Here is a 22,239-nt window from a genome sequence, read left to right as displayed (position 1 = left end):
AGCGTGAGCCTAACAATTTCGATTGATGCAATGGGCGGGGATTACGGTCCTGAAGTCACCATTCCTGCATCATTGGATTGTTTAAAGAACAATCCAGACTTAAAGCTGATCTTAGTGGGCGATGAAGCTGTTCTCAAGCCACAGTTAGCCCAGGCATTAATTAATTACCAAGATAGACTTACCATTCAGCACGCATCCCAATGCGTCGGAATGGATGAATCTCCATCCAAAGCGCTAAAAAATAAAAAAGATTCGTCAATGCGGGTTGCTATCAATCTGGTTCATGACGGGCGCGCGGATGCTTGTGTGAGTGCCGGCAATACCGGGGCTTTAATGGCGACTGCCCGTTTTGTACTTAAAATGATTCCCGGTATTGACCGGCCCGGAATCATTTCCACATTGCCGTCAATTAACGGACATACCCATGCGCTTGATTTGGGAGCGAATGTGGATTGCACAGCGGAACACCTTTTTCAATTTGCAGTGATGGGTGCTGAGTTGGTTAAGGCGGTGGAAAACATCGATAATCCGAAAGTAGGCCTGTTAAATATTGGCGAAGAGGACATGAAAGGTAATGAGCAAGTTAAAGCTGCTGCAAAATTACTGGAAAATTCATCGTTAAACTACATAGGCTATGTAGAGGGCGATTCTTTAAATGCAGGTCATATTGAGGTTGATTTAATTGTCGCCGATGGTTTTGTTGGCAATGTCGCGCTTAAATCTATTGAAGGCGCGGCCAAAATGATTGGTACTGCATTGAAAGAGGCTTTTGGTAAAAACATTTTAACCAAGTTGGCGGGATTGCTGGCCTATCCGGTACTTAAGTCATTTAAAAAACGCATCGATCCGCGCTTATATAATGGAGCGAGCTTTTTAGGGTTACGCGGATTGGTTATTAAAAGCCATGGGGGCGCTGATGTGCTGGCGTTTAAAACGGCTATTCATCTCGCTGAAATTGAAATAAAAAAAGATGTTATTAGAAAAATAAGCGAGCAAGTCGAGAAAACTTTAGCTCTGAGAGAGAATGCATGACTCGTTATTCAAGAGTAATCGGTACCGGTGGTTATTTGCCGGAAGAAGTTCGTACAAATGAACAAATATCACAAACTGTTGATACTTCCGATAGCTGGATTATTGAGCGAACCGGCATTAAAAGCCGTCGTATTGCCGGGACTGATGAAACCGCTTCAAGCATGGCTGAAATTGCCGCAAGACAAGCCATAGAAGCGGCGGCTTGTGATCCCGATGAAATTGACCTGATTATTGTTGCGACCGGAACGCCTGATCGTGTTTACCCTAGTACAGGCTGTTTACTGCAACGACGCTTAGGTATTAAAAACTGCGTCGCTTTTGACGTGCAAGCTGCATGCTCAGGTTCAATTTTTGCGTTAAGCATTGCCGATCAATATATAAAATCAGGCGCAGCCAAGAAGGTACTTGTTGTAGGATCGGAAATCTGCTCTCGTCTTGTTGACTGGACGGATAGGGGTACCTGTATCCTGTTCGGTGATGGTGCGGGAGCAGTATTACTGAGCGCGTCCGATGAAGCCGGTATTTTATCGACGCATATTCATTCTGACGGTGAATATGAAGATCTGTTGTATTGTCCAAATCCTCAGGCCGCTGCTGAGGCGAATAAGGACGAGGCCGGTTACATCAATATGCGCGGTAACGAAGTGTTCAAGGTGGCTGTTAATACGCTGGGTCGCATAGTCGATGAAACCTTGGCTGCAAATAACATGCAGCAATCCGATGTTGACTGGTTGGTGCCTCATCAGGCGAATATGCGGATTATTGCGGCGACAGCAAAAAAATTAAAAATGTCCATGGATCATGTTATTTTGACCCTTGAAAATCAGGGCAATACCTCATCTGCATCTGTATTGCTAGCCCTCAATGAAGGTGTTCGGGACGGTCGCATTCAACGCGGGCAAGTCGTGTTGCTTGAAGCGTTTGGGGCAGGATTCACTTGGGGTTCTGCGTTAATTAAATATTAAAAGCGTGTTGAAATGAATAACCAGATTTATAACTTAGCTTTTGTTTTCCCCGGACAGGGCTCGCAATCTGTTGGTATGCTAACAGATTTGGCCGCGGCCTATCCTGAGGTAAAGCATGTTTTTGAGCGGGCATCCGATGCGCTGGGCAAAGATTTATGGTCTCTTGTTGCAGAAGGTTCAGAGGAAGAGCTTAATCAAACGCACAACACCCAACCTGCGATGCTTGCCGCCGGTGTGGCTGTTTGGGAGGTTTGGTGTAAGCACAGTAATATTCGTCCTGCATGGATGGCAGGTCACAGCTTGGGTGAATATACCGCCTTGGTTTGTTCTGAGGCCATGTCGTTTGAAGATGGCATAAAACTGGTTGCAGCAAGAGGGCGACTGATGCAGGAAGCAGTACCTCCCGGCGTTGGTGCAATGGCGGCAATTTTAGGTCTTGAAGATCACCAAGTCGTTCAGGTTTGTGCAAATGCGGCTGAGGACGAAATAGTTTCAGCGGTCAATTTCAATTCTCCGGGACAGGTGGTTATTGCGGGCAACGTTGCTGCTGTTGAAAGAGCAATGCTTGCGGCAAAAGCAGCGGGTGCCAAACGAGCGGTATTGTTGCCGGTCAGTGTTCCTTCGCATTGCGCATTAATGGAGTCGGCAGCTAAAAAACTGGATGAGCAGCTGCAAGATACTGTCATTGATACGCCTAAAATGACGTTGATTCATAATGTGGATGTCGCATCGCACAGCGCGCCTGAAGTTATCCGTAACGCATTAAAAGAACAGCTCTATAAACCGGTGCGTTGGGCTGACAGTATCAAGTTTATGCATGATCAGGGTGTCACCTGTTTTGTTGAATGCGGTCCGGGTAAGGTGTTGGTTGGATTGAACAAACGTATTGCCAAGGATGCCGAACAACTGTCTATTTACGATCAGGCAACATTAAATAAAGTATTGGAGCAATTCAATGGATAAGCAAATCGCTTTAGTAACGGGTGCCAGTCGTGGCATCGGTCGGGCAATTGGAGAAAGATTGGCTAAGGATGGTTTTTTTGTTATCGGTACGGCTACTACAGATAACGGAGCTGATTCAATTTCCGCCTATCTGGGAGAAAATGGTAAAGGCCTAAAGCTTGATGTCGCCAATCCGGACTCCATTGCAGGAGTCATGAAAATTATTAATGACGAGTTTGGGGCGCCGGCCGTACTGGTTAATAATGCCGGTATTGCCCGTGATAATTTGTTGATGCGCATGAAAGACGAAGAGTGGGATGATATTATCAATACCAATCTGACTTCGGTTTTTCGTATGAGCAAAGCAGTGCTGCGCGGCATGATGAAAGCCAAAACAGGGCGTATTATTAATATTTCATCCGTAGTTGGTTCGACCGGTAACGCAGGGCAGGCAAATTACGCTGCTGCAAAAGCCGGGATGGTTGGGTTTGCCAAATCCATGGCTAAAGAAGTGGGTTCGCGCAATATTACTATTAACACAGTGTCTCCTGGATTTATTGATACTGATATGACCAAGGAGTTGAGTGATGATATTAAAAGTAATCTGTTGTCATCTATTCCTCTGTCTCGTTTGGGGAAGGCCGAAGAAATTGCGCATACGGTTTCATTTTTGGCTTCTGAAGGCGCTGCCTATATCACTGGTGAAAATATCCATGTAAATGGTGGCATGTTTATGCCATGAGGTGTTGCCTATAGGCCGTATAGTATGTTCATGCCTTAATATTGTGACATTGTCGCAATATAAAGTATAATTCCCCCGCCGTCTGGAATTTCCGGAGACGGAATTTCAAATAAAATTAATAACAATACTATTGTAGTTCTCGGATTAGACGCCGGGAAACTTACATTGTTTGAGGACAATAATTATGAGTAACATTGAAGAACGAGTAAAAAAGATTGTTGCAGAACAATTGGGTGTTAAAGAAGATATCGCTACTGATGCTTCATTTGTAGATGATCTTGGTGCTGATTCTCTTGATACAGTTGAACTCGTCATGGCTCTTGAAGAAGAATTCGAATGCGAAATTCCAGACGATGAAGCTGAAAAAATAACAACTGTTCAGCAAGCTATCGATTACGTAGTAAAAAACGCTTAAAACTCATCTTTTAGTTGATGAGCTTGTAGGTTGGGTTACGACTGCATGGATGCAGAAGATAGAGCAGTACAGGAGCAATTGCCGACATAGAAGGCAAAGCAACGCACGGAGCAATTGCCAAACGTAGCGTAACCCATACTTAGTGCTTCGATATCAAGTTGCGATGCACTATCCAGCCTATATAACGAACTCTTTATTCCCTCCTTTATTTTTCTTACGGTAAATCACATTGAGCAAACGTCGAGTTGTAATAACTGGATTAGGCGCAATCACGCCTTTAGCTAACACGGTTCCAGAAACATGGGACGGTATTATTAATGGTAAAAGCGGCATAAGCCCAATTGATTCCTTCGACATTTCTTCTTTTGCAACCACATTTGGCGGCGTTATAAGAAATTTCGATATTAGCCAGTATATTCCCGAAAAAGATGCCAAACGTATGGATGGTTTTATTCATTATGGTATTGCCGCAGGTTGTCAGGCTATTGAAGATTCAGGTATTGAAGTAACCGAGGCTAATGCCGAACGTATCGGTGTTGCTATCGGATCGGGTATAGGTGGTATTACCGGTATTGAAGAATGTTACGCGCTTTATGATAAGAGCGGTCCACGCCGTATCTCTCCATTCTTTGTCCCTGGTAATATTATCAACATGATTTCAGGCAACCTTTCAATCAAATATGGATTAAAAGGTCCAAATTATGCCATTGTTACAGCGTGTTCAACAGGCACGCATAATATTGGCGATGCAGCACGATTAATTAAGTATGGCGATGCTGATGTAATGATTGCGGGTGGCGCTGAACGCTGTACCACATCACCGACGGCAATGGGCGGTTTTGCTTCGGCAAAAGCTTTGTCCCGCCGCAATGATAATCCGCAAGCCGCCAGTCGTCCTTGGGATAAAGACCGTGACGGCTTCGTACTAAGCGATGGCGCAGGTGTTGTGGTTCTAGAAGAACTGGAGCATGCTAAAGCGCGCGGTGCAAAAATTTATGCTGAATTGGTAGGCTTTGGCATGAGCGGTGACGCTTATCACATGACTACACCTTCAGTCGGTGGCGAAGGCGCTGCACGTTGCATGAAGAATGCGCTACGTGATGCCGGTTTAAATGTCGATGCTGTCGATTATATTAATGCACACGGCACATCAACGCCGGCTGGCGATGTGGGCGAAACTCAGGCGATGAAAGCGGCATTGGGCGACCACGCCTATAAAGTTGCCGTCAGCTCGACAAAGTCTATGATCGGTCATTTATTAGGTGCTGCGGGCGGTATTGAAGCAGTGCTGACCGCATTGAGTATCAAAAACCAAATCGCGCCACCGACCATCAATCTGGAAAATCAAGATCCGGAATGTGATTTGGATTTTGTGCCGAATACTGCAAGAAATATGAAGATCGATGTGGCTATGTCCAATTCGTTTGGTTTTGGTGGTACTAACGGCTCGTTAGTTTTTAAACGCTATGAGTAATTAGCCTTGTAGGTGGGCAATGCTTTTTTGCCCACCTTTGCCATAACGCCATTTATCCTGCATGGGTACTATCCGGCTAGAAAAAATGATTCTCATCAATGGTGAAAGCAGGGAGCATATTGAAATAGCTGATCGTGGTTTCCAGTACGGAGATGGATTATTCGAAACCATCGAAGTCAGAAACGGACAAGCTGTTTTTCTTGAGCGCCATTTGGAACGGCTCAATGCAGGCTGCCAACGGCTTTTCATACCTTTTCAGGATACAGAATTACTACGTTTTGAAGCTGGAGAGCTTTGCCGCCGATGGGCTTTGGGTATTCACTCCCGTCAGGCTGTGCTTAAAATCATAATCACACGCGGTTCGGGTGGCCGAGGTTATCGCCAACCCGATGTGATTCGACCTACCCGCGTATTAAGTCTTCATCCTTATCCCGATTATCCTGAAATATACCGAGAGCAGGGCATAGTTGCCCGTATTTGCGCAACCCGTTTAGGCTTGAATTCCACCCTGGCAGGTATTAAACACCTGAACCGGCTTGAGCAAGTCATGGCCAGAGCTGAATGGAATAACTCCGCGATTCAGGAAGGACTTATGCTCGATGTCAATGATCATGTCATTGAAGGAACAATGACTAATCTGTTCTATATTAAAAATAATAGCCTTTATACCGCAGTGCTGGCTCAATCAGGTGTGGCCGGTATTATGCGCGGCATGATAATGAGGATTTCAGCTGACCATGGCCTTTCGATAATTGAACATGTGTTTACGACAGATGAGCTGTTTTCGGCTGATGAAGTATTCGTCTGTAATTCAATTATTGGCATTTGGCCGGTCAAGCAAATCGATACTACGCACTTTTCAGTGGGTCCTATAACCAAAAGTATCCAAACGCAGATGGACAGGTTGATCAATAATGAAAAATAGAATCATTGGTTTAATCTTGTTGATCTTAATGTTTGTCGGCGGCTGGATGTGTATAGACTATCAAAATGCATTTCATAGTCCTGCGCTGGTTAATAAGACCGTTTATATAGAAATTGAAAAAGGCGACTCGCTTGACCTCATTAGCGATAAGCTTGTAGCCCAAAAATTATCTGTTAAGCCGTTCTGGTTTAAAGTCATCGCTTTTCAGGAAAATGCACTCAAAAAAATCAAAACAGGCGAGTACGAGTTAACTTCCGGTTTAACTATACCTCAAATATTAGCGTTATTCGTACAGGGAAAAACCAAGCAGCACATCATTACTTTTCCTGAAGGCTGGAGTTTTAAGGAAATACTGCATGAAATTGAGCAAGATCCTAATCTTGAGCATACTTTAAACGGTGTCGATTTTGGCAGTATCATGGCCAAATTCAAGTCTGACATGCCGTCGCCTGAAGGTTTGTTTTTTCCCGATACTTATTTTTTTGAAAAACATACCTCCGATGTGTCTTTATTAAAAAGAGCCTACGACAGAATGCAGCAGGTTTTGCAACAGGAATGGCACAATAAAACGGAAGGGCTGCCATTTAAAACACCCTATGAAGCCCTGATTCTTGCTTCGATCGTAGAAAAAGAAACCGCGGCAGTTACTGAAAGACCGGTCATAGCGGGTGTGTTTATTCGCAGGCTGGAACAGAATATGTTGTTGCAAACTGATCCTACCGTTATTTACGGCATGGGTGAAAGTTATCAGGGCGATATTAAATCTAAAGATTTGACCACAACTACACCGTACAATACCTATGTTATTAGCGGTTTGCCGCCAACGCCGATTGCGATGCCCGGACGCGATGCATTATATGCCGTTCTGCATCCCGATAAGGGTGACAGCCTTTATTTTGTGGCTCGTGGTGACGGAACGCATGTATTTTCTGCAACCTTAAAAGACCATATAACAGCTGTCGACAAATTTCAAAGGAACAAAAAATGATCCGAGGGAAGTTTATTACACTGGAAGGTGGGGAAGGCGTCGGTAAAACCACTAACTTGGCCTTTATAAAAGACTACTTAGAGCAACATAACATCACTGTCGTTGTTACGCGCGAGCCCGGCGGCACCAAGCTTGCTGAAAAAATACGTCAATTATTGTTGGACAACAAAAGCGAGGCTATTTCAGAACAGGCCGAGTTATTGATGATGTTTGCAGCCAGAGCCCAGCATATCAAACACGTTATTGAACCGGCTTTGGCGCAAGGGAAATGGGTGCTTTGCGATCGGTTCACCGATGCCACCTACGCCTATCAGGGCGGAGGGCGGAACATGAAAATCAGTACCATAAAATGGCTTGAGAACTTGGTGCAAGGCACATTAAGGCCTGATTTAACCCTGTTATTGGATGCGCCGGTTGAGATAGGCATAGAGCGTGTCAGAAAGCGCGGGGCTTTTGATCGTTTCGAGTCGGAAAAAGTCAGCTTTTTTGAAAGCGTCAGGCGGGCTTATTTATTACAGGCCGAACTGTATCCCGAGCGCATCAAGCTAATAAAAGCCAACCAGCCGTTAATTGATGTGCAAAGAGCTATTACAGATGTTATTCGGAGTTTGTTTGGTTTGTGCGCCTTGAATTGCCCTACGTCTTCCCGCCACGGCACCACAAAATGACTGTGCCAAACCGGTTGTTACCCTGGCACCAGCAAAGCTGGGATCATCTGTGCGGTTACATTGTGCAAAAACGCATTCCTCAAGCCTTGCTCATCACCGGCAATAAAGGTCTGGGGAAACAACAGCTGGCCAATCAGTTCGCGGTTGCCCTGTTTTGTGCTACACCGCAGACCAATGGTATGGCTTGCGGTCTTTGCAGCAGCTGCCTGCTGGTTAATGCCGAAACTCATCCCGATTTTATCCAGGTGCGGCCCGAAGAACCCGGCAAAGGTATTAATATCGGGCAGATACGCAGCCTGGTTACCCGGTTGACCTTAAAACCGCAGTTTGATACTTATCGCGTTGTTATCATTAATCCGGCCGACAATATGAATAATGCGGCGGCTAATGCATTCTTAAAATGCCTTGAAGAGCCGACAGAGCGTACTGTTATCATATTGATCAGCGAAAAACCGGCCAAATTACCGGCGACTATCATTAGCCGCTGCCAGAAATTGGCCTTAGCTTCGCCGGATAAAGAAACGGTAATCGATTGGCTGGCCAAGACATTGCAGTGCGATGCCGCAACGAATAAAACATTGTACTGCAACGTTTCTTTAGCGCAGGGGGCGCCTTTATTGGCACTGGATTATGCCAATGACGGCACACTCAAGTTACATAATGAATGTTTCAATGCGTGGTTGGCGATAGCAAAGCAGCTTAAATCTCCTGTGATTATTGCCGAAGACTGGCACAAGCTACCCGCATCGCCGTTAATATTCTGGATTACATCCTGGATTATCGACTTGATTAAGTGTTTTTATCAAACCAAGGTCGAGAATTTATATAACCCGGACTTAAATCAACAATTGCAAGAACTGTCCCAGCGGCTAGAATTAAAAGGTCTTTATAGATTGTATGATCTATTATTGGCAAGCCGGCAACGGCTAGATACGCAAATAAACAAGCAGCTCTTGTTTGAAGAAATTCTAATACAATGGCACGAACTTAACCGGAGTAAATGACCATGGCAGATGCAGGGCCCGGACAAGGCATATTGTCCCTTTCGATTAAAGATAAAAACGCTTTGTATGCAGCCTATATGCCTTTTGTGATTAACGGCGGGCTGTTCATTCCCACTAATCGTGAGTATGAAATGGGGCAGGAAGTTTTTATGCTGCTCAATTTAATGGACGAAACCGAGCGCTTACCGATAGCCGGTAAAATAATCTGGATAACTCCACCCGGTTCGGAAGGTTATAGAGCCAGTGGCGTTGGCGTACAATTTAGCGACCAAGATGGCGGCATGTCGCGTAACAAAATAGAAAACTATCTGGCCGGTTCTTTAGAAAATGATCGTTCGACGCATACTATGTGAATCATCATCCGTAAGGGCGAGTCAAAATTGCCCTTAGTCACCCCGTACTTGCCCTTTCTTTTTTAAACTTGACAACAAACCATGCTAATAGACTCTCACTGCCATCTGGATCGCATCGATTTGGCGCCGTATCAAAATGATTTTTCCTGTTTCATGCGCGAAGCGGCAAACAGCCAAATCGAACACCTGTTATGTATTTCGATAGATTTGGAATCCTATCCGGCAATGCTGGCTTTGGTAACGCCTTATCCGCAAATATCCGTGACCGTGGGTGTACATCCTAATGTTCAGGATGGTCAAGATCCCAGTGTCGAAGAGCTGATCGCTTTAGGCCAACCCGACAAAGTCATCGGCATAGGCGAGACCGGCCTGGATTATTTTCGCAGCGAAGGTGATTTAGGCTGGCAACATCAACGTTTCAGGAATCATATTAACGCGGCGAAAGCGTTGAAAAAGCCGTTGATTATCCATACCCGTGAAGCTAAATTCGATACTCTACGTATACTGGAAGAAGAGGGAGCTGGAGAAGTGGGGGGGATTATCCACTGTTTCACCGAAGATTGGGAATTTGCCAAAGCAGCGTTGGATTTGAATTTTTATATTTCCTTCTCCGGTATCGTCACCTTTAATAGTGCTAAGGAAATCCAGGAAGTTGCTAAAAAAGTACCCGAAGACCGATTCCTTATCGAAACCGACTCACCCTATCTAGCGCCAGTACCCTTTCGTGGCAGGCCGAACTATCCAATCTATGTGCGCTATGTTGCAGAACAATTGGCACAGTTGCGCGGCACGACGATGAATAAAATTGCAGAGTTATCGACTGAAAACTTTTATCGATTATTTAAGCTGGCATAGTCTTAAATTATCTTTGGCCGGATAAGACCTTCAAGCGCTTCTTTGGAATTCAGCTGGCATTCGTCTTGTTGCTATCGCCCGAACCGGTCTATTTCGACCTGAAAATTGATAGCTCATTGATTTTAGCGAATAGATCATCGGGAAGGTATGGTTTTAGTGCAAAATCATCCATTCCCGCATTAAGGCATGCTTTTTTGTAATTATTGTTGGTCGAGCATGCCACGATCGGAAAATAATTTGTGGTTCTTCTGATGATTTTTGTTGCCTCAATTCCATTCATCTTTGGCATTTCGACATCCATTAAGCAAAAACCATATTTGCCGTTATTTTTCTGAGCGAATTCAACAGCCTCTATACCATTTGATGCCATATCGAAGTCATAACCCCAGCTACTCATTAGCTCACTATAAAGCATTTGAATGATTTGATTATCTTCCGCAATTAATATATTCACTTTGTAAAAGGCAGTTCAATTAACGATCAATTTGGCGGCGACAACAAACCTGGAGGCTTCCTATTACACCCAGGCTGTCAAGCCATTCGTCTTTTTGCCGAAGACGCTCAGTATCCAGATTATTGAGCAAGGCAACATCCAGCTGAAAACCATTTTCAGACTCCGAAAAATTTTGTCTGGACCAGACGGAGTCTTTCTCCAGAAAACAATGACCGGCTTTACACTGGCAAAGAACCTTATTTTTAAGTTGTCTCACTTCGTAAGCCTTGGCTTGTGTCATTTCGGTGGGCAAAAGTGTTTCCTGCTTTTTATTACGCAGCTACATTTTTGCTATATGTCAGGATAAAAAAGATTAAAAGTCGGTAGATCAGCAGCGGATGTAAATCACTCCGCACAGTAAGTTTACTATAAGTAAACAAAAATTGTCAACAGATAGCAGCTAATAGGCAGAAGAGTAGGTTGATAGTAAACATTATGGTTTGGTCTTGAATATTTCTATAGCTCATATTTATGTAAATAAAACAATAACAAGCGTTTTATCAAGATGATATCTACAAGTTCGAAGACGTGTTTTTAAATAGAGATTTCTTACAATATACAGGAAAGCATCAGCCAATAGTGTCGTAGACCGCAAGGTAATCTGCCAGTAAACTTTTTTGCATGGAAACAACAGATATTTATTTTCGCATTAAACAGGCCCGGGAATATTCAGGACTGACACAATCCTCATTAGCCATCCTGGTAGGCGTTAAACGCTCTTCTGCCAATCAATGGGAATCACCTGCTCTTCGTAAAGAGCCTTCTACTGGAAATCTTATTAAAATTGCAGAAATTACCGGCGTTAGCTTTGAATGGCTGGCAACCGGGCGCGGTGAAATGGTATGGGGAAGCAGAATAAAAGAATCGGCTCCCGAATATGACTTACTGGCACCACGGGAAATCCTGCTATTGAAACTGTTTAAGAACCTGCCTGAACGCAAACAAAAGGCATTGATTGAGTTCCTTAGCGGTATTTAAAAGACGGACACAAAAGTTGAGTGGATTGTTAAAAGCCGTTTGGAAGCGCGCCGTGAAAGCGACAGAATTATTCCTACATTTTAACTAGGCGGCTTTAGTTGTATTGCTCGGGCTTACCTGTAAATTGGCCGGAAACGCCGGTTCTCGCTGTTGCTCGAACCGGCCTGGTCGGGTCTACTGATGATGCACCCAATCCGCTCCTAAAGTCCCTTGCAGCTGTTGCAGATAAGCCGGATCGTTGATTTCGGTCAGCATGTGTTCAGCTGATTCGAGTTTTTGGCTTAACTCTGCGTGACTGGCCGAATCATTATGTTCCGTTTTACTCAATTGCTGTTGGATATAAGCCTTGTGTTGTTGCCAAAGCTCATTGTCGCGTTGCTGCTTGATTTCAAGGCGCTGCTGATACCAGTCGCTTTGCAGTAAATAGTCGAGGGTGAACATCGCGCGAATCGCCGGATCGCTGATGGTTTTGCCTTCATACTGACCGTCGACCATAATATGCAGCAATGCTTTCAATGGAGGGCAGGCGTCATCAATGGAGCCGTCCTGAATATACAATTGCGCTACCCGTTGCTGAGCTTCATAGACATTGTCGATGCCGTCGACATAGCTGGCGAGATCCTGCGTTTCCGGCTTCAACATGGCTTCGTCGAATACCGCAGTCGGATAATCGAACATCTTGCCGAAATTAGTATGCACAAAGCGTTCGGTAATGCGGTATCCCAGCCGGCTTTGAAATACGGTACGGCCCTCGTATTCGAAATCTTCCAGTTTTTCCAATTGTCCTTTTGCGATTAAATACTCCGGATCGCGTTCGGCGACCGGCAACCGCGACCAGATCTCAGGAATCAGCAAACTGATATCATGGTCGATTCGGCGCTTGGAACCAATGTAACCGGCGGCCGTGGAAAAGCCGTCGTAGCCGCACAGGATAAAAGAAACCAACGCGGTATTCAGGTCGGCGGTGGCCGATACCGCATTGAATGGGCCTTTGGTCAATGCGCCTTCGGAACCGGCACCGGTTGTGGACGGCGACTTTCCGGTCAGGCTGCAAATAAAATCCATAAACAGCTCGGGCAGTTCCTGGTAATGGATCGGATTATAGATAGCCAGCGGTCTGATGCCCGATTCCAGGTCGGCAGGGTTGTTACGTCGTCCTGTCAATACTGCGTTAACCGGGAAATAGACCGTTTGAGCAGCGTCAAGATTTCGCGCCAAGCGGGTCGACAGTTCCGCGATATAACGCATTTTTGGGTTGGAGATATCGGGGCGAAGTTGCAGATAACGGACGTTGAGGCTGGGCTTTCCGTCAACCAGACGAGGATGCGCCGATGAGACGAAATATTCGCTGTCTTTGCCGTTAACCGCCTGAAGGATGACGTTTTGCATCGGTTCGCTGAATTCGTCGAAATGAATAACGTCTTCGATGAACTCGCGGGCGTCTTGCGCGGTCAGCGGCTGGAAATTGGAGATAAAATTGTCCGTACGTGAAAAATCCAGTTCGGTTTGTAAATCGGTGCCTCGATGAACGGCATCGTCAGGACGTTGAAAGAAGCTTTGCTCGCAATTATCAACCAGTTTGACGCTGGGGTTTTTATAATCGGGATTAAGTCCCGTTAAATAACGCACCGGCACGACAGTCGATGCGGAGATGTCGTCTTCCAGCTGGACTTTGGCTGAGGCGATAAAATCCTGACGCAGTTTGAACACCCGCCACGCGCCTTTTTCATCAAAACCTACGCGCAGATAGCTGGCAATCAGTTTTCGGCCCTGAAATTTCAGTTCGTTGCCGGGGTGACTGTTGACCATATCGACGGAAAAATGCTTCCTCCAGTCAGAGCCCCATTCCTCTTTATAAAAACGTTTGATCATCAGCGCCACGGCCAATATATGCCGGGGGATGGTTGCCAGCCACTGGTTATGGGCATCCGAATATTGGGTTACAGACGGGGTCAGTAGTTTGATGACCGAGCCCAGGGTGCGCTCATTGCTGAGCAAGCGGCGTTGGTCGACGCCATGCAGGGCGGGGTCGAGAAACCGGGTCGAATAATCGCGTTCGAATATCTCGGTGACGATATCCATGTCTTTTTCGAAATCATCGACAAAAACAGCGCCGGAAATAATAGCTCCGGACATCGATTTGGAAATTTCCGATTTACCGCCGCCGGATACGGTGCTTGGTTTATGGCAGAAAGTGCCTTCCTGGTGGGTGCCGATCAAACGCCAGCTGGGCGCATGAGGGTGGCGTTCCATATGGATTTTAAAGCCGTTCGGATAGACATAGGTATGGTTAAACAACAGTTTAAGCGTTTGCGTTTGTTTGTTATGCGTCCAGCTGATTTGTTGTTGCTGAATGTTGAACTTTGCCGTATTAGGGATATAAATGATGTCAGGAAAATTTCGGTCGACCGCGTAACCTTGCTCTTTAACTTCCAGTACAGAGGCCAGCCGCCGACAGACTGTATCGAAAGAATAATGTTCGTTGATATAAGAAGAGGCGTGTGGCAAAAAGATTTCGCCCAGAATAACTCTCGGGAAAGCCAGTGCGCCTCCTGAATGTTCTTCTTCAGCACCGCCATACAGGTTGGCTGAATAGCTGATATGGGATTTGATTTCTTTTTTGCTGTAGCCGAAATAGTTGTCGGCAATAATGGTGACAATGACGCCTTTCATGTTGCGGCACACCAGTTTAAAAGGCTGGCCGTTATTGTAGAGTTCGTCTTCTTGTTGCCAGCACATGCCGTCTTTGCGCTGGCGCTCGGTCGCTTCGTCAAAATGCGGCAGGCCGAGATCTTTTTTCCGGCAATGAACCAGATGCGAAGCGAGAATAATGCAGCCGGTATGACCGGTCCAATGGTCAATGTCCAATGCGGCATCGTTTTCGGGCAGGAACGGGTCGCCTGCATTGCCGAAAATGGACTCGACGAAATCCAGGTTGGCAACCAGTCCGCCGGGCGCAAAAAAACGGACTTCCATCGTTTTGGCAGGCATCGTGGCGGAAACTTCGGGGCATACAATAGGTCTCATCAGTGATGAAACCCAGAGTTTCGCTGTGTTGGCCTGCGCGCTGGTAAAAGGCAGGGACAAAAGGTCGTCGGGAGGCGTCAGGGCTGCGCGTAGCAGGGCGGCGTAAGCCGGTACCGGTACTTCGTTTTTGTCAGCCGGAACCGGAAGGCCGCCGGCGGCAATATGAAACACGCCTTTGGTCGTGCGCCTGTCGTTTTTCGGGTTATGCAGCACGCCTTGTTGAATCCGGTAAGAGTCGACATAAGGCGAATGAAATTCGTTGTGCTGGAAAGGCAGGGACAATTCTCTGGCCAGTCCTTTTTGTTCCAAAGTAAAGGTTTCTCCCGGCAAGCTGACTGTTTCGTTTATGCCGTTTTCAGCCAAGTAACTGTTAAGAAAATCCTGAATGCGTTGGTCTGCCGGGCAACGGTATTTGGCCAGTGCTAACAGGCGACGTTGTTGGGAATAGTTTTTTAACAAACCGCCGGCAATTTTGAGGTATTGCGGGTCGTTTTCGACTTCACAGGTTGGTTGCCCCAGCGCTGCAAGTTGCAGGTTGATGTGTTGTAATTCATCCAGTCGTTTTGGCGTGTATGCGTCTGGCTGGGGTTGATGGTTAAGTGAATTCATGCGTGTTGGTTCCTGCAATTTTGAGTGACGACTAGGCTGGGGCTTAGTTTAATTTAATTTAAAACGGAAATGTTCAGGCAAACCGTTTTCTCGCATTGTACCAGCTACTTTATGAATAAAAATCCTCAAATTTATTGATAAAACTATTTAGCTTATCGCCGGGCAGATGATTGATGCCTGCGGCCGTCTTGCGTCCGCCGCCGGTTGGAAAGGCGGAGCACAGTTCATCTGCGCCGGTTTTATTGGATAACGGCGCCCTGACGCCAACCTGGTAATCGTTGTCTTTATTGTGGGTGATTACGGCATGGGCTCGGTCCGGATTAAGGTTGGCCAGGAAATTCCCGAATACGCCGTTAACCCGCCTCGCCCAAATGGTATCGGGCAAGATGAACACGGCGACGGCATGGCTTTGGTATTCCGGGGTAATACGCTGGGCATTTGCCATGTCTTCTTGATAGCCTTGTTCCAGTTGCGTAAACATGTCATGGTTATCGTTGATAAAATCAAAAGGGGATTGGAACCCAGTCATTTCCCGATACAGTTTGTCGGGGGCAAAATGCAGGTCATCAATGCAGCTGCCGTAGCCGTTATAATTGATGTAGATGCCCAGGTTTTTTAGTGTTTCCAGCTCTGTTTGGCTTAACTTCAGCGTAGCGGCCAGTTGTTCGGCGCTGTGGTTTAAATTATCGCCAAAGGCAGCGGTTATTGCCCATAACGGATATTTTCCATTTAGGTACTGATTAACGAGCAGGCTGGTGCAGACCGCACTGTCGGTATTAATCAACGTTTTTAGATGGGGATGTTTGGGAATATCGCCGGGCTGGTGATGATCGACATAAAAAATATGAGCGCCCTGATTTAAAAACTGATTAACCCGAGCACTGTTTTTTTGCAGCGAAATATCCAGCACCGTGATCCGGTCGCCTGAGTTTACGTCAAATTTATCCAGTAATTGTATATCGCGTTTAATGCCGGTAATGAGCGTCGCTGCCAACGGTCGATTCAGGCGCAGTTGGATCAGAGCGCAAATGCCGTCGGCATCACCGTTAAAGACATCGAAATGCATGGCTTATCCTGTTGTAGGCAAGATGTTTCTGGCGTGTAATAGCGATATAACCAGCTGAGCGCTTTCTTCGAGTGTCAGTTGGCTGGTGTCGATTTTTAAATCCGGGTTTTCCGGTTCTTCGTAAGGTGAGGAGATGCCGGTAAAATCTTTGATTTCACCTAGCCGCGCTTTTTTATACAGGCCTTTGACATCCCGTTGTTCGCAAACGGTTAACGGGCAAAAACAGTAAATTTCAATAAAATCGCCATGCGGCATCAGGCTTCTTGCCGTAACGCGTTCCGCTTTAAACGGTGAGATAAATGCGGTAAGTGTAATTAAGCCGGCTTCAAGCAGTAGTTTTGCGGTTTCGCTGATGCGGCGGATGTTTTCCTTGCGGTCTTGATCGCTAAATCCCAGGTCGCTACATAAGCCGTGACGTACATTATCGCCGTCCAGAACAAAAGTATTCAAACCGCTTCGATGCAATTGTTCTTCTACGGCATGGGCCAATGTTGATTTGCCGGAACCGGATAAACCGGTAAACCAGAGGACTACCGATTTATGCGCATTTTTTTGTTCCCGGCGTTGCCGGGTAACGGTGGCGCGGTGCCATACGGTATTCGCGCTTTTGTCCGGCTTCTTCATCAGCGATTGCATGGCAATGCGTTTATTCAGTCAGTGCAAAACCTATTTTAACGGTGACTTGCCAGTGTGCGATTTTGCCGTTTTCTATATGACCGCGGGTTTCTATGACCTCAAACCAGCGCATGTTGTCGGTGGTTTCTGCTGCTTTACTGATCGCGTTTTCGATAGCTGCTTGCATGCCGACGGTTGATGAACCGGTCAGTTCTATTTTTTTATAAACATGGTCAGTCATGATCTTTACCTCTGTTGAGTGTAATAATAATCCAGTTCCAGCAAGCGTTCCGGTGTGCCTATGTCCATCCAGAAGCCGTCCATTTTTTGCCCTGAAACCCGGCCGGCTGCTATGGCCTGACGTAATAAAGGGCCGAGTTTGCTAGGGCCTTTAGGCATGTCGCTGAACAATTCAGGGCGATACAGTCCGATGCCGCTAAAGGTGAATTGTTCAGTGCTATTAGAAAGGACTAGCCCGAACTTATTCAGGCCGAAGTCGCCCTGTGCATTATGCACCGGATTATCGACCAGAACCAGATGAGCCAAATCGACAGTCCGTTTTTTGAGTTCGGCAAAAGGAAAGTCTGTGGCTATGTCGCCATTGACCACTAAAAACGCCTCGTCACCTAATAAATGCAGCGCGTTAATAATGCCGCCCGCCGTTTCCAGCGCTTGTTCGCCTTCGGGGGAATAGCTTATGTTGGCGCCAAGCCGGTGACCGTTGCCCAGCCGTTCCTCTATTTGCAATCCCAGATGGGCATGATTAATGACTATATCGCTAAAGCCTGCCTCAACCAGTTGTTTAATCGTATATTCAATCAGGGGTTTACCGGCAGCCGGAAGCAAGGGTTTGGGCGTATGGTCGGTTAACGGACGCATTCTTTCTCCGCGTCCGGCCGCTAAAATCATCGCCTTCATGCTATTAGGTCAGGCATCGAGTATTTGCGATGCGCAGGCAGTACATCATCGTGCAGGAAGTCATTGAATTCGGCAAGCTCAGGATAAGCTGCGCAAACGGTAGTGACATAATTCAGGGTGCGCGGTATATCGTCAAGATAGTTGGACTTACCGTCTCTTAAATGCAAGCGGGAAAATATACCGATGGCTTTTAGATGACGCTGTAGTCCCATCAGGTCAAACCAGCGTGTAAATTGGGCCGGGGTGCAATGAATCAGTCCAGCCTGCCGGAGTCGCTCAAAATAGCCATTCCGCCATCGCTCAACTCGTTGCTCAGGCCAGGCTATATAGCAATCGCGCAATAACGAGACCAGATCGTAGGTGATCGGGCCGATCACGGCATCCTGGAAATCGATAACGCCGGGTGAGTCGCTGTCTAAAACCATCAGGTTGCGGGAATGATAGTCCCGATGAACGCAGGTGCGAGGCTGTTCTAAAGCTGATGCCGTGAGTATGGCGCGGACTGGTTCCCAAATAGAGGGGGGCATTTGAATGTCCAGTAACTGGCCTAAAAACCATTCGTCAAAAATAGCCAGTTCTCTGTGCAGTAGAAGTTCGTCATAACAGGGCAATCCGGCGTTTTCTATAGATGTTCGAGTTTGCAAATTGAACAAGCTGTTGAATGCGCTTTGATATAAATCGGCGGCAGTGTCTTCATTAAGCTGATCCAGAAAACATTGGTTACCGAAATCCTCCAGCAGTAAAAATCCGTCAGCCAGGTTTTGTTGAAAAATTGTCGGGACGTTGACGTGAGACTGCGTTAACAACTTGGCTATTTTAATGAAAGGCTCAATGTTTTCTTTGGTCGGCGGGGCATCCATGACAATAAATTGCTGCTCGGCAACGACTCCCCGCGTTGCTCTCGGCAACGGCTCCCTGCGTTGCTCTACCTCCTGCGTCCGTGCAGCCGTACCTCCTGCATCAATGCAGCCCTCTGAAGTCAGGACTCTAAAGTAACGTCGAAAACTGGCATCGCTGGAAGCGGGGGCGCATGCGGTAACGGTGAGTAATAAATCGTTTTCGAGCCAGTCGAACATCAATATCGTTCTTAAGTCTTCAGGCATCATGATGTTTAGGATAGATTAGTATAATGTAGGGGTAGTGAGGTAAAATTAGCGTCCGGCATTTTATTCGATTTATGATCCACTACGCTACTAAACTTGATATTACCTATGCGCCGCCGTTTATTACTGCTTTTTTTACCTTCTATTTATGCGCCTATCAGCATTGCCAACGAAGCACTCTGGAATTGTGTACAAAACAAAGATAGCAATGAGTGGGTTTGTGTCGGTGAAAAAGAGCCTTTGAAAAAAGACAGTGCGGAAAAGATACCTGCCAGCACTGAATCCCTCGGTAATGCTCCGGTTCCGCAGAGCCCTGCTAAAGACGCGCAGTCGGCTCCTGCAAAAGCCGTTGAGAATGCTCAACCGATACCCACAAAGGCCGTGGAAAATGCTCAGCCGGTTGTAACAGAGCCTGAGCGCAGTCCCATTGAGACTGTCGAGTCCCCGTCTGCTCCTGTTGAAAAAACCAAGGCGGCGCTCGATTCACCCAAGCTTCCGGTTAACACTAAGACTGATAAAGGTACTCGGCAAGTTAAAGTGGAGTCTGAGTCTGCCGCTCAGTCAGCAACCGAATCCGGTAATAAAGAATTACTTCAAACTGAAGCTAATCTTCCAGGCTGGACCTGCGATACCAAGGGAGCCGATAAAAACTGGGATTGTAAGTTGGTCGGCGCCGATCCTAAGGGACAGGCCCGGACTATTGAAACAGCTGAATCAGGTGCGAGTTTCCTTACTCCGGCGTTCGATCATAATGAAGAGCTGACCTTTAGCAATCTTAAATCGCAACTGAAATACGATCCCTGGCAAAACTGCGTAGCGCCTAATGGCAAAAAGCCCGGCTTTGTGCCTAGAAAAGATTTGAGAGATGAAGCTCCTCTGGATATCGATTCCGATTACGCAGAAATATACGAGAATGAACTCTACAGTTATACCGGTAATGTTGAAATGACCCATGCTGATCAACGGTCAATCTCTAATAAAGCAAGTTATGACACGGTATCGGAGACCTTGGATTTACAAGGTAGTGTCTATTACAGCGAAGATGAATTAGCGTTGCACAGTGACTCAGCATCCCTTAACTTGGCGTCGGATCAGGCCCGTCTCCGGGAAGCCTTGTTTATTTCTCCGGCTACGCCGCTCAGAGGCCGGGCGAAAACGATTTATCGGGATAGCAATACCCTGTCTCGATATAAAGACGTTGCTTACACCAGTTGCCGTCCCGGCAATCAGGATTGGGTTGTGCATGCGAGTGAGCTGAAAATGAATAAAGTCAGCGGTCAAGGCTCTGCTAAAAATACCTGGCTTGAGTTTAAAGGTACGCCTGTATTCTATTCGCCTTATCTTTCTTTTCCGATAGATAACAGACGGCTTTCAGGTTTTCTTGCGCCTTCATTTGGTAATACTCAACGAGGCGGAGTCAGTCTGTCAACGCCTTATTATTGGAATATAGCCCCCAATTATGATGCAACTATACGTCCACGCTATCTTTCAAAAAGAGGCCCTATTCTGGGCGGGGATTTCAAATATCTGACAGAGATAACCAAGGGCTCGGCAGATGTGGAATTTATGCCGCATGACAGTCTTCTTGATAAGTCCCGTTATTTGCTGGGGCTTAAGAATACGACCCAATTAACTCCCCATATCTATTCAAATCTGGATGTGACTAAGGTGTCGGATAAAGATTATTTTGCCGATTTGGGTAATGCACTCAGCATGACTACTTACAGTAGTTTTCTTTTAAGCCAGGCTAATATTGGTTATGCAAACACAGGGGTTTCTTTACGAGGCCATGCTGATAGTTATCAATCGATAGATAAAGCGATATTAGATACCGGGATGCCGTATCGAAGGTTGCCGCAGGTTGATCTTAATTTGAATCACGCATTCCAATTTATGCCGTTGAATACGGCGATGGATGCTGAATATGTGTATTTCCAGCATGATGCATTAGTCAATGGACAGCGTACCAATGTTAAACCTTCAGTGAGTTTTCCATTGCAAACCGCCAGCGCATTTTTAACGCCCAAGCTTTCCTTGCAATCTACCCAGTATTCGCTAAGTAATCCAAAAAACGGTACAGCATCATTAGCCTCAAGCAGCATATCAAGAACCTTGCCGATATTCTCTGCCGATACCGGCTTGTATATGGAAAAGGAAATGGATTTTTCCAGTCGGTCTTATCTGCATACTCTTGAGCCCAGATTGTTTTATTTATATATACCCAGGACGGATCAGAGCAATATTCCTATATTTGATACCTCGTTCTATGATGTTTCATTTAACAGTCTCTTTTTGGAAAACCGCTTTAGCGGCCTGGATAGGGTCGGGGATGCTAATCAGTTAACGGCAGCCTTAACGACGCGCTTGGTTGATGCTAAATCCGGCAAAGAAAGGCTAAAACTGAGTGTAGGTGAGATAGTTTATTTTAAGGATAGAAAAGTAGTCTTGCCGGGCTATGAGGAACCATTGCCGGGTTATTTTCCGGATACCGATAGATTCTCAAATCTGGTAACTGAACTTAACGCCGGGCTGACGGATCATTTAGCGTTAAGTTCAGGGGCACAATGGAATCCCCATTTGAATCGGGTCGTCAGGCATAGCGCTACACTGCATTATGTTAATGGACCTGGCGAAATCATTAATTTTGGCTATCGCTATAGAAAAAACACAATTATCCCGGATACATCAGGGAAGAGGCTTTATGACATTATTCAAAGTGATGTTTCCGCTCACTGGCCGGTTTATAACGATTGGTCTGTGGTTGGTCGTTGGACGTATTCATTGCTGAATAATTCAACGCAAGAAAGCTTTTTAGGTGTAGAAAAAGAAAATTGTTGCTGGCGTTTTCGTGTTATCGGACGACGTTGGGTTAATAGCTTAACTTTTATTCAAACGCCAGCTACTCAGAATACCCTCGCTATCGATCCTACAGCGACAGGTGTAAGTCAGGTAGGCGTATTTTTTCAGGTAGAACTTAAAGGATTGACCGGTATTGGAGAAAAACTGGATCAGTTCTTTGAAAAGCAAATTTATGGTTATCGGGCACCCACAGATGATTAAACAAGAA

At 46.1% G+C, this 22,239-nt stretch carries 22 protein-coding genes; 14 read left to right on the top strand and 8 right to left on the bottom strand.

What is annotated here, in order from left to right; genetic code table 11:
* Positions 1 to 3: 3 nt before the first annotated feature.
* The 12 genes from plsX (at position 4) to V7051_RS10490 (ending at position 10,363) form a co-directional block, all read left to right on the top strand.
* On the top strand, positions 4 to 1,032 hold the full coding sequence (plsX, locus tag V7051_RS10545; protein ID WP_333874890.1) for a phosphate acyltransferase PlsX: 1,029 nt from the start codon (positions 4 to 6) through the stop codon (positions 1,030 to 1,032).
* Positions 1,029 to 1,997, top strand: a complete 969-nt coding sequence (locus V7051_RS10540) for a beta-ketoacyl-ACP synthase III (protein ID WP_333874891.1) — start codon at positions 1,029 to 1,031, stop codon at positions 1,995 to 1,997. The genes plsX and V7051_RS10540 overlap by 4 nt, the downstream gene beginning before the upstream one ends.
* A 12-nt stretch (positions 1,998 to 2,009) precedes the next feature.
* On the top strand, positions 2,010 to 2,960 hold the full coding sequence (gene fabD, locus V7051_RS10535; RefSeq protein WP_333874892.1) for an ACP S-malonyltransferase: 951 nt from the start codon (positions 2,010 to 2,012) through the stop codon (positions 2,958 to 2,960).
* The gene (gene fabG / locus V7051_RS10530) at positions 2,953 to 3,681 is read left to right on the top strand and encodes a 3-oxoacyl-ACP reductase FabG (protein WP_333874893.1); all 729 of its coding nucleotides are present in this window, start codon (positions 2,953 to 2,955) and stop codon (positions 3,679 to 3,681) included. Before fabD ends, fabG begins: the two co-directional genes overlap by 8 nt.
* Before the next feature lie 184 nt (positions 3,682 to 3,865).
* Positions 3,866 to 4,096, top strand: a complete 231-nt coding sequence (gene acpP / locus V7051_RS10525) for an acyl carrier protein (protein ID WP_006890004.1) — start codon at positions 3,866 to 3,868, stop codon at positions 4,094 to 4,096.
* 229 nt (positions 4,097 to 4,325) lie between these two features.
* Complete coding sequence (fabF, locus tag V7051_RS10520) at positions 4,326 to 5,570, top strand: beta-ketoacyl-ACP synthase II (protein WP_333874894.1); 1,245 nt, start codon at positions 4,326 to 4,328, stop codon at positions 5,568 to 5,570.
* Between the two features lie 85 nt (positions 5,571 to 5,655).
* Positions 5,656 to 6,495: an aminodeoxychorismate lyase gene (gene pabC, locus V7051_RS10515; protein WP_333874895.1), complete on the top strand. Its 840-nt coding sequence runs from the start codon at positions 5,656 to 5,658 to the stop codon at positions 6,493 to 6,495.
* Complete coding sequence (gene mltG / locus V7051_RS10510; RefSeq protein ID WP_333874896.1) at positions 6,485 to 7,483, top strand: endolytic transglycosylase MltG; 999 nt, start codon at positions 6,485 to 6,487, stop codon at positions 7,481 to 7,483. The genes pabC and mltG overlap by 11 nt, the downstream gene beginning before the upstream one ends.
* Positions 7,480 to 8,151 carry a dTMP kinase gene (gene tmk / locus V7051_RS10505; protein ID WP_333874897.1) on the top strand — a complete coding sequence of 224 codons (672 nt, stop codon included), beginning with the start codon at positions 7,480 to 7,482 and terminating at the stop codon, positions 8,149 to 8,151. Before mltG ends, tmk begins: the two co-directional genes overlap by 4 nt.
* The gene (locus V7051_RS10500) at positions 8,148 to 9,155 is read left to right on the top strand and encodes a DNA polymerase III subunit delta' (protein ID WP_333874898.1); all 1,008 of its coding nucleotides are present in this window, start codon (positions 8,148 to 8,150) and stop codon (positions 9,153 to 9,155) included. Before tmk ends, V7051_RS10500 begins: the two co-directional genes overlap by 4 nt.
* Before the next feature lie 2 nt (positions 9,156 to 9,157).
* Positions 9,158 to 9,508 (top strand): PilZ domain-containing protein, encoded by a 351-nt coding sequence (locus V7051_RS10495; RefSeq protein WP_333874899.1) that lies wholly within the window; start codon positions 9,158 to 9,160, stop codon positions 9,506 to 9,508.
* An 81-nt stretch (positions 9,509 to 9,589) separates the two neighbouring features.
* The gene (locus V7051_RS10490) at positions 9,590 to 10,363 is read left to right on the top strand and encodes a TatD family hydrolase (RefSeq protein WP_333874900.1); all 774 of its coding nucleotides are present in this window, start codon (positions 9,590 to 9,592) and stop codon (positions 10,361 to 10,363) included.
* Between the two features lie 88 nt (positions 10,364 to 10,451).
* Here the strand turns inward: V7051_RS10490 and V7051_RS10485 are convergent, their stop codons facing one another.
* Both V7051_RS10485 and V7051_RS10480 read right to left on the bottom strand, forming a co-directional pair.
* On the bottom strand, positions 10,452 to 10,817 hold the full coding sequence (locus V7051_RS10485; protein WP_333874901.1) for a response regulator: 366 nt from the start codon (positions 10,815 to 10,817) through the stop codon (positions 10,452 to 10,454).
* Between the two features lie 19 nt (positions 10,818 to 10,836).
* Positions 10,837 to 11,109 (bottom strand): hypothetical protein, encoded by a 273-nt coding sequence (locus tag V7051_RS10480; protein WP_333874902.1) that lies wholly within the window; start codon positions 11,107 to 11,109, stop codon positions 10,837 to 10,839.
* A gap of 368 nt (positions 11,110 to 11,477) precedes the next feature.
* On the opposite strand from V7051_RS10480, the gene V7051_RS10475 reads away from it, so the two are divergent.
* The gene (locus V7051_RS10475) at positions 11,478 to 11,834 is read left to right on the top strand and encodes a helix-turn-helix domain-containing protein (protein ID WP_333874903.1); all 357 of its coding nucleotides are present in this window, start codon (positions 11,478 to 11,480) and stop codon (positions 11,832 to 11,834) included.
* 174 nt (positions 11,835 to 12,008) lie between these two features.
* On the opposite strand, the gene V7051_RS10470 is transcribed toward V7051_RS10475, so the two are convergent.
* From V7051_RS10470 to V7051_RS10445, 6 genes are all read right to left on the bottom strand, one after another.
* Entirely contained in the window at positions 12,009 to 15,470 is a 3,462-nt protein-coding gene (locus V7051_RS10470) for a hypothetical protein (protein ID WP_333874904.1), read from the bottom strand.
* A 109-nt stretch (positions 15,471 to 15,579) separates the two neighbouring features.
* Positions 15,580 to 16,536 carry a DHH family phosphoesterase gene (locus V7051_RS10465; protein ID WP_333874905.1) on the bottom strand — a complete coding sequence of 319 codons (957 nt, stop codon included), beginning with the start codon at positions 16,534 to 16,536 and terminating at the stop codon, positions 15,580 to 15,582.
* Between the two features lie 3 nt (positions 16,537 to 16,539).
* A complete protein-coding gene (cysC, locus tag V7051_RS10460; protein WP_333874906.1) occupies positions 16,540 to 17,160 on the bottom strand; it encodes an adenylyl-sulfate kinase in 621 nt (206 codons plus the stop codon).
* A gap of 22 nt (positions 17,161 to 17,182) precedes the next feature.
* Positions 17,183 to 17,392, bottom strand: coding sequence for a dodecin (locus V7051_RS10455; RefSeq protein ID WP_333874907.1), 210 nt, complete (start codon positions 17,390 to 17,392; stop codon positions 17,183 to 17,185).
* Between the two features lie 5 nt (positions 17,393 to 17,397).
* Positions 17,398 to 18,069, bottom strand: a complete 672-nt coding sequence (gene murU / locus V7051_RS10450) for an N-acetylmuramate alpha-1-phosphate uridylyltransferase MurU (protein ID WP_333874908.1) — start codon at positions 18,067 to 18,069, stop codon at positions 17,398 to 17,400.
* Positions 18,066 to 19,175: an aminoglycoside phosphotransferase family protein gene (locus V7051_RS10445; protein ID WP_333874909.1), complete on the bottom strand. Its 1,110-nt coding sequence runs from the start codon at positions 19,173 to 19,175 to the stop codon at positions 18,066 to 18,068. The genes murU and V7051_RS10445 overlap by 4 nt, the downstream gene beginning before the upstream one ends.
* 105 nt (positions 19,176 to 19,280) lie before the next feature.
* On the opposite strand from V7051_RS10445, the gene V7051_RS10440 reads away from it, so the two are divergent.
* Positions 19,281 to 22,232: an LPS-assembly protein LptD gene (locus V7051_RS10440; protein ID WP_333874910.1), complete on the top strand. Its 2,952-nt coding sequence runs from the start codon at positions 19,281 to 19,283 to the stop codon at positions 22,230 to 22,232.
* Positions 22,233 to 22,239: the final 7 nt, after the last annotated feature.

It is taken from the genome of Methylobacter sp., assembly GCF_036845245.1.
Lineage (GTDB): Bacteria > Pseudomonadota > Gammaproteobacteria > Methylococcales > Methylomonadaceae > Methylobacter_A.
This window is presented reverse-complemented; position numbering and strand designations above follow the sequence as displayed.

Excerpts from the sequence above, each read along its gene's own strand:
- V7051_RS10540 (WP_333874891.1), top strand. The coding sequence starts at position 1,029 with ATGACTCGTTATTCAAGAGTAATCGGTACCGGTGGTTATTTGCCGGAA.
- fabD (WP_333874892.1), top strand. The coding sequence starts at position 2,010 with ATGAATAACCAGATTTATAACTTAGCTTTTGTTTTCCCCGGACAGGGC.
- fabG (WP_333874893.1), top strand. The coding sequence starts at position 2,953 with ATGGATAAGCAAATCGCTTTAGTAACGGGTGCCAGTCGTGGCATCGGT.
- acpP (WP_006890004.1), top strand. The coding sequence starts at position 3,866 with ATGAGTAACATTGAAGAACGAGTAAAAAAGATTGTTGCAGAACAATTG.
- pabC (WP_333874895.1), top strand. The coding sequence starts at position 5,656 with ATGATTCTCATCAATGGTGAAAGCAGGGAGCATATTGAAATAGCTGAT.
- mltG (WP_333874896.1), top strand. The coding sequence starts at position 6,485 with ATGAAAAATAGAATCATTGGTTTAATCTTGTTGATCTTAATGTTTGTC.
- tmk (WP_333874897.1), top strand. The coding sequence starts at position 7,480 with ATGATCCGAGGGAAGTTTATTACACTGGAAGGTGGGGAAGGCGTCGGT.
- V7051_RS10500 (WP_333874898.1), top strand. The coding sequence starts at position 8,148 with ATGACTGTGCCAAACCGGTTGTTACCCTGGCACCAGCAAAGCTGGGAT.
- V7051_RS10495 (WP_333874899.1), top strand. The coding sequence starts at position 9,158 with ATGGCAGATGCAGGGCCCGGACAAGGCATATTGTCCCTTTCGATTAAA.
- V7051_RS10490 (WP_333874900.1), top strand. The coding sequence starts at position 9,590 with ATGCTAATAGACTCTCACTGCCATCTGGATCGCATCGATTTGGCGCCG.
- V7051_RS10475 (WP_333874903.1), top strand. The coding sequence starts at position 11,478 with ATGGAAACAACAGATATTTATTTTCGCATTAAACAGGCCCGGGAATAT.
- V7051_RS10470 (WP_333874904.1), bottom strand. The coding sequence starts at position 15,470 with ATGAATTCACTTAACCATCAACCCCAGCCAGACGCATACACGCCAAAA.
- V7051_RS10465 (WP_333874905.1), bottom strand. The coding sequence starts at position 16,536 with ATGCATTTCGATGTCTTTAACGGTGATGCCGACGGCATTTGCGCTCTG.
- cysC (WP_333874906.1), bottom strand. The coding sequence starts at position 17,160 with ATGAAGAAGCCGGACAAAAGCGCGAATACCGTATGGCACCGCGCCACC.
- V7051_RS10455 (WP_333874907.1), bottom strand. The coding sequence starts at position 17,392 with ATGACTGACCATGTTTATAAAAAAATAGAACTGACCGGTTCATCAACC.
- murU (WP_333874908.1), bottom strand. The coding sequence starts at position 18,069 with ATGAAGGCGATGATTTTAGCGGCCGGACGCGGAGAAAGAATGCGTCCG.
- V7051_RS10445 (WP_333874909.1), bottom strand. The coding sequence starts at position 19,175 with ATGATGCCTGAAGACTTAAGAACGATATTGATGTTCGACTGGCTCGAA.
- V7051_RS10440 (WP_333874910.1), top strand. The coding sequence starts at position 19,281 with ATGCGCCGCCGTTTATTACTGCTTTTTTTACCTTCTATTTATGCGCCT.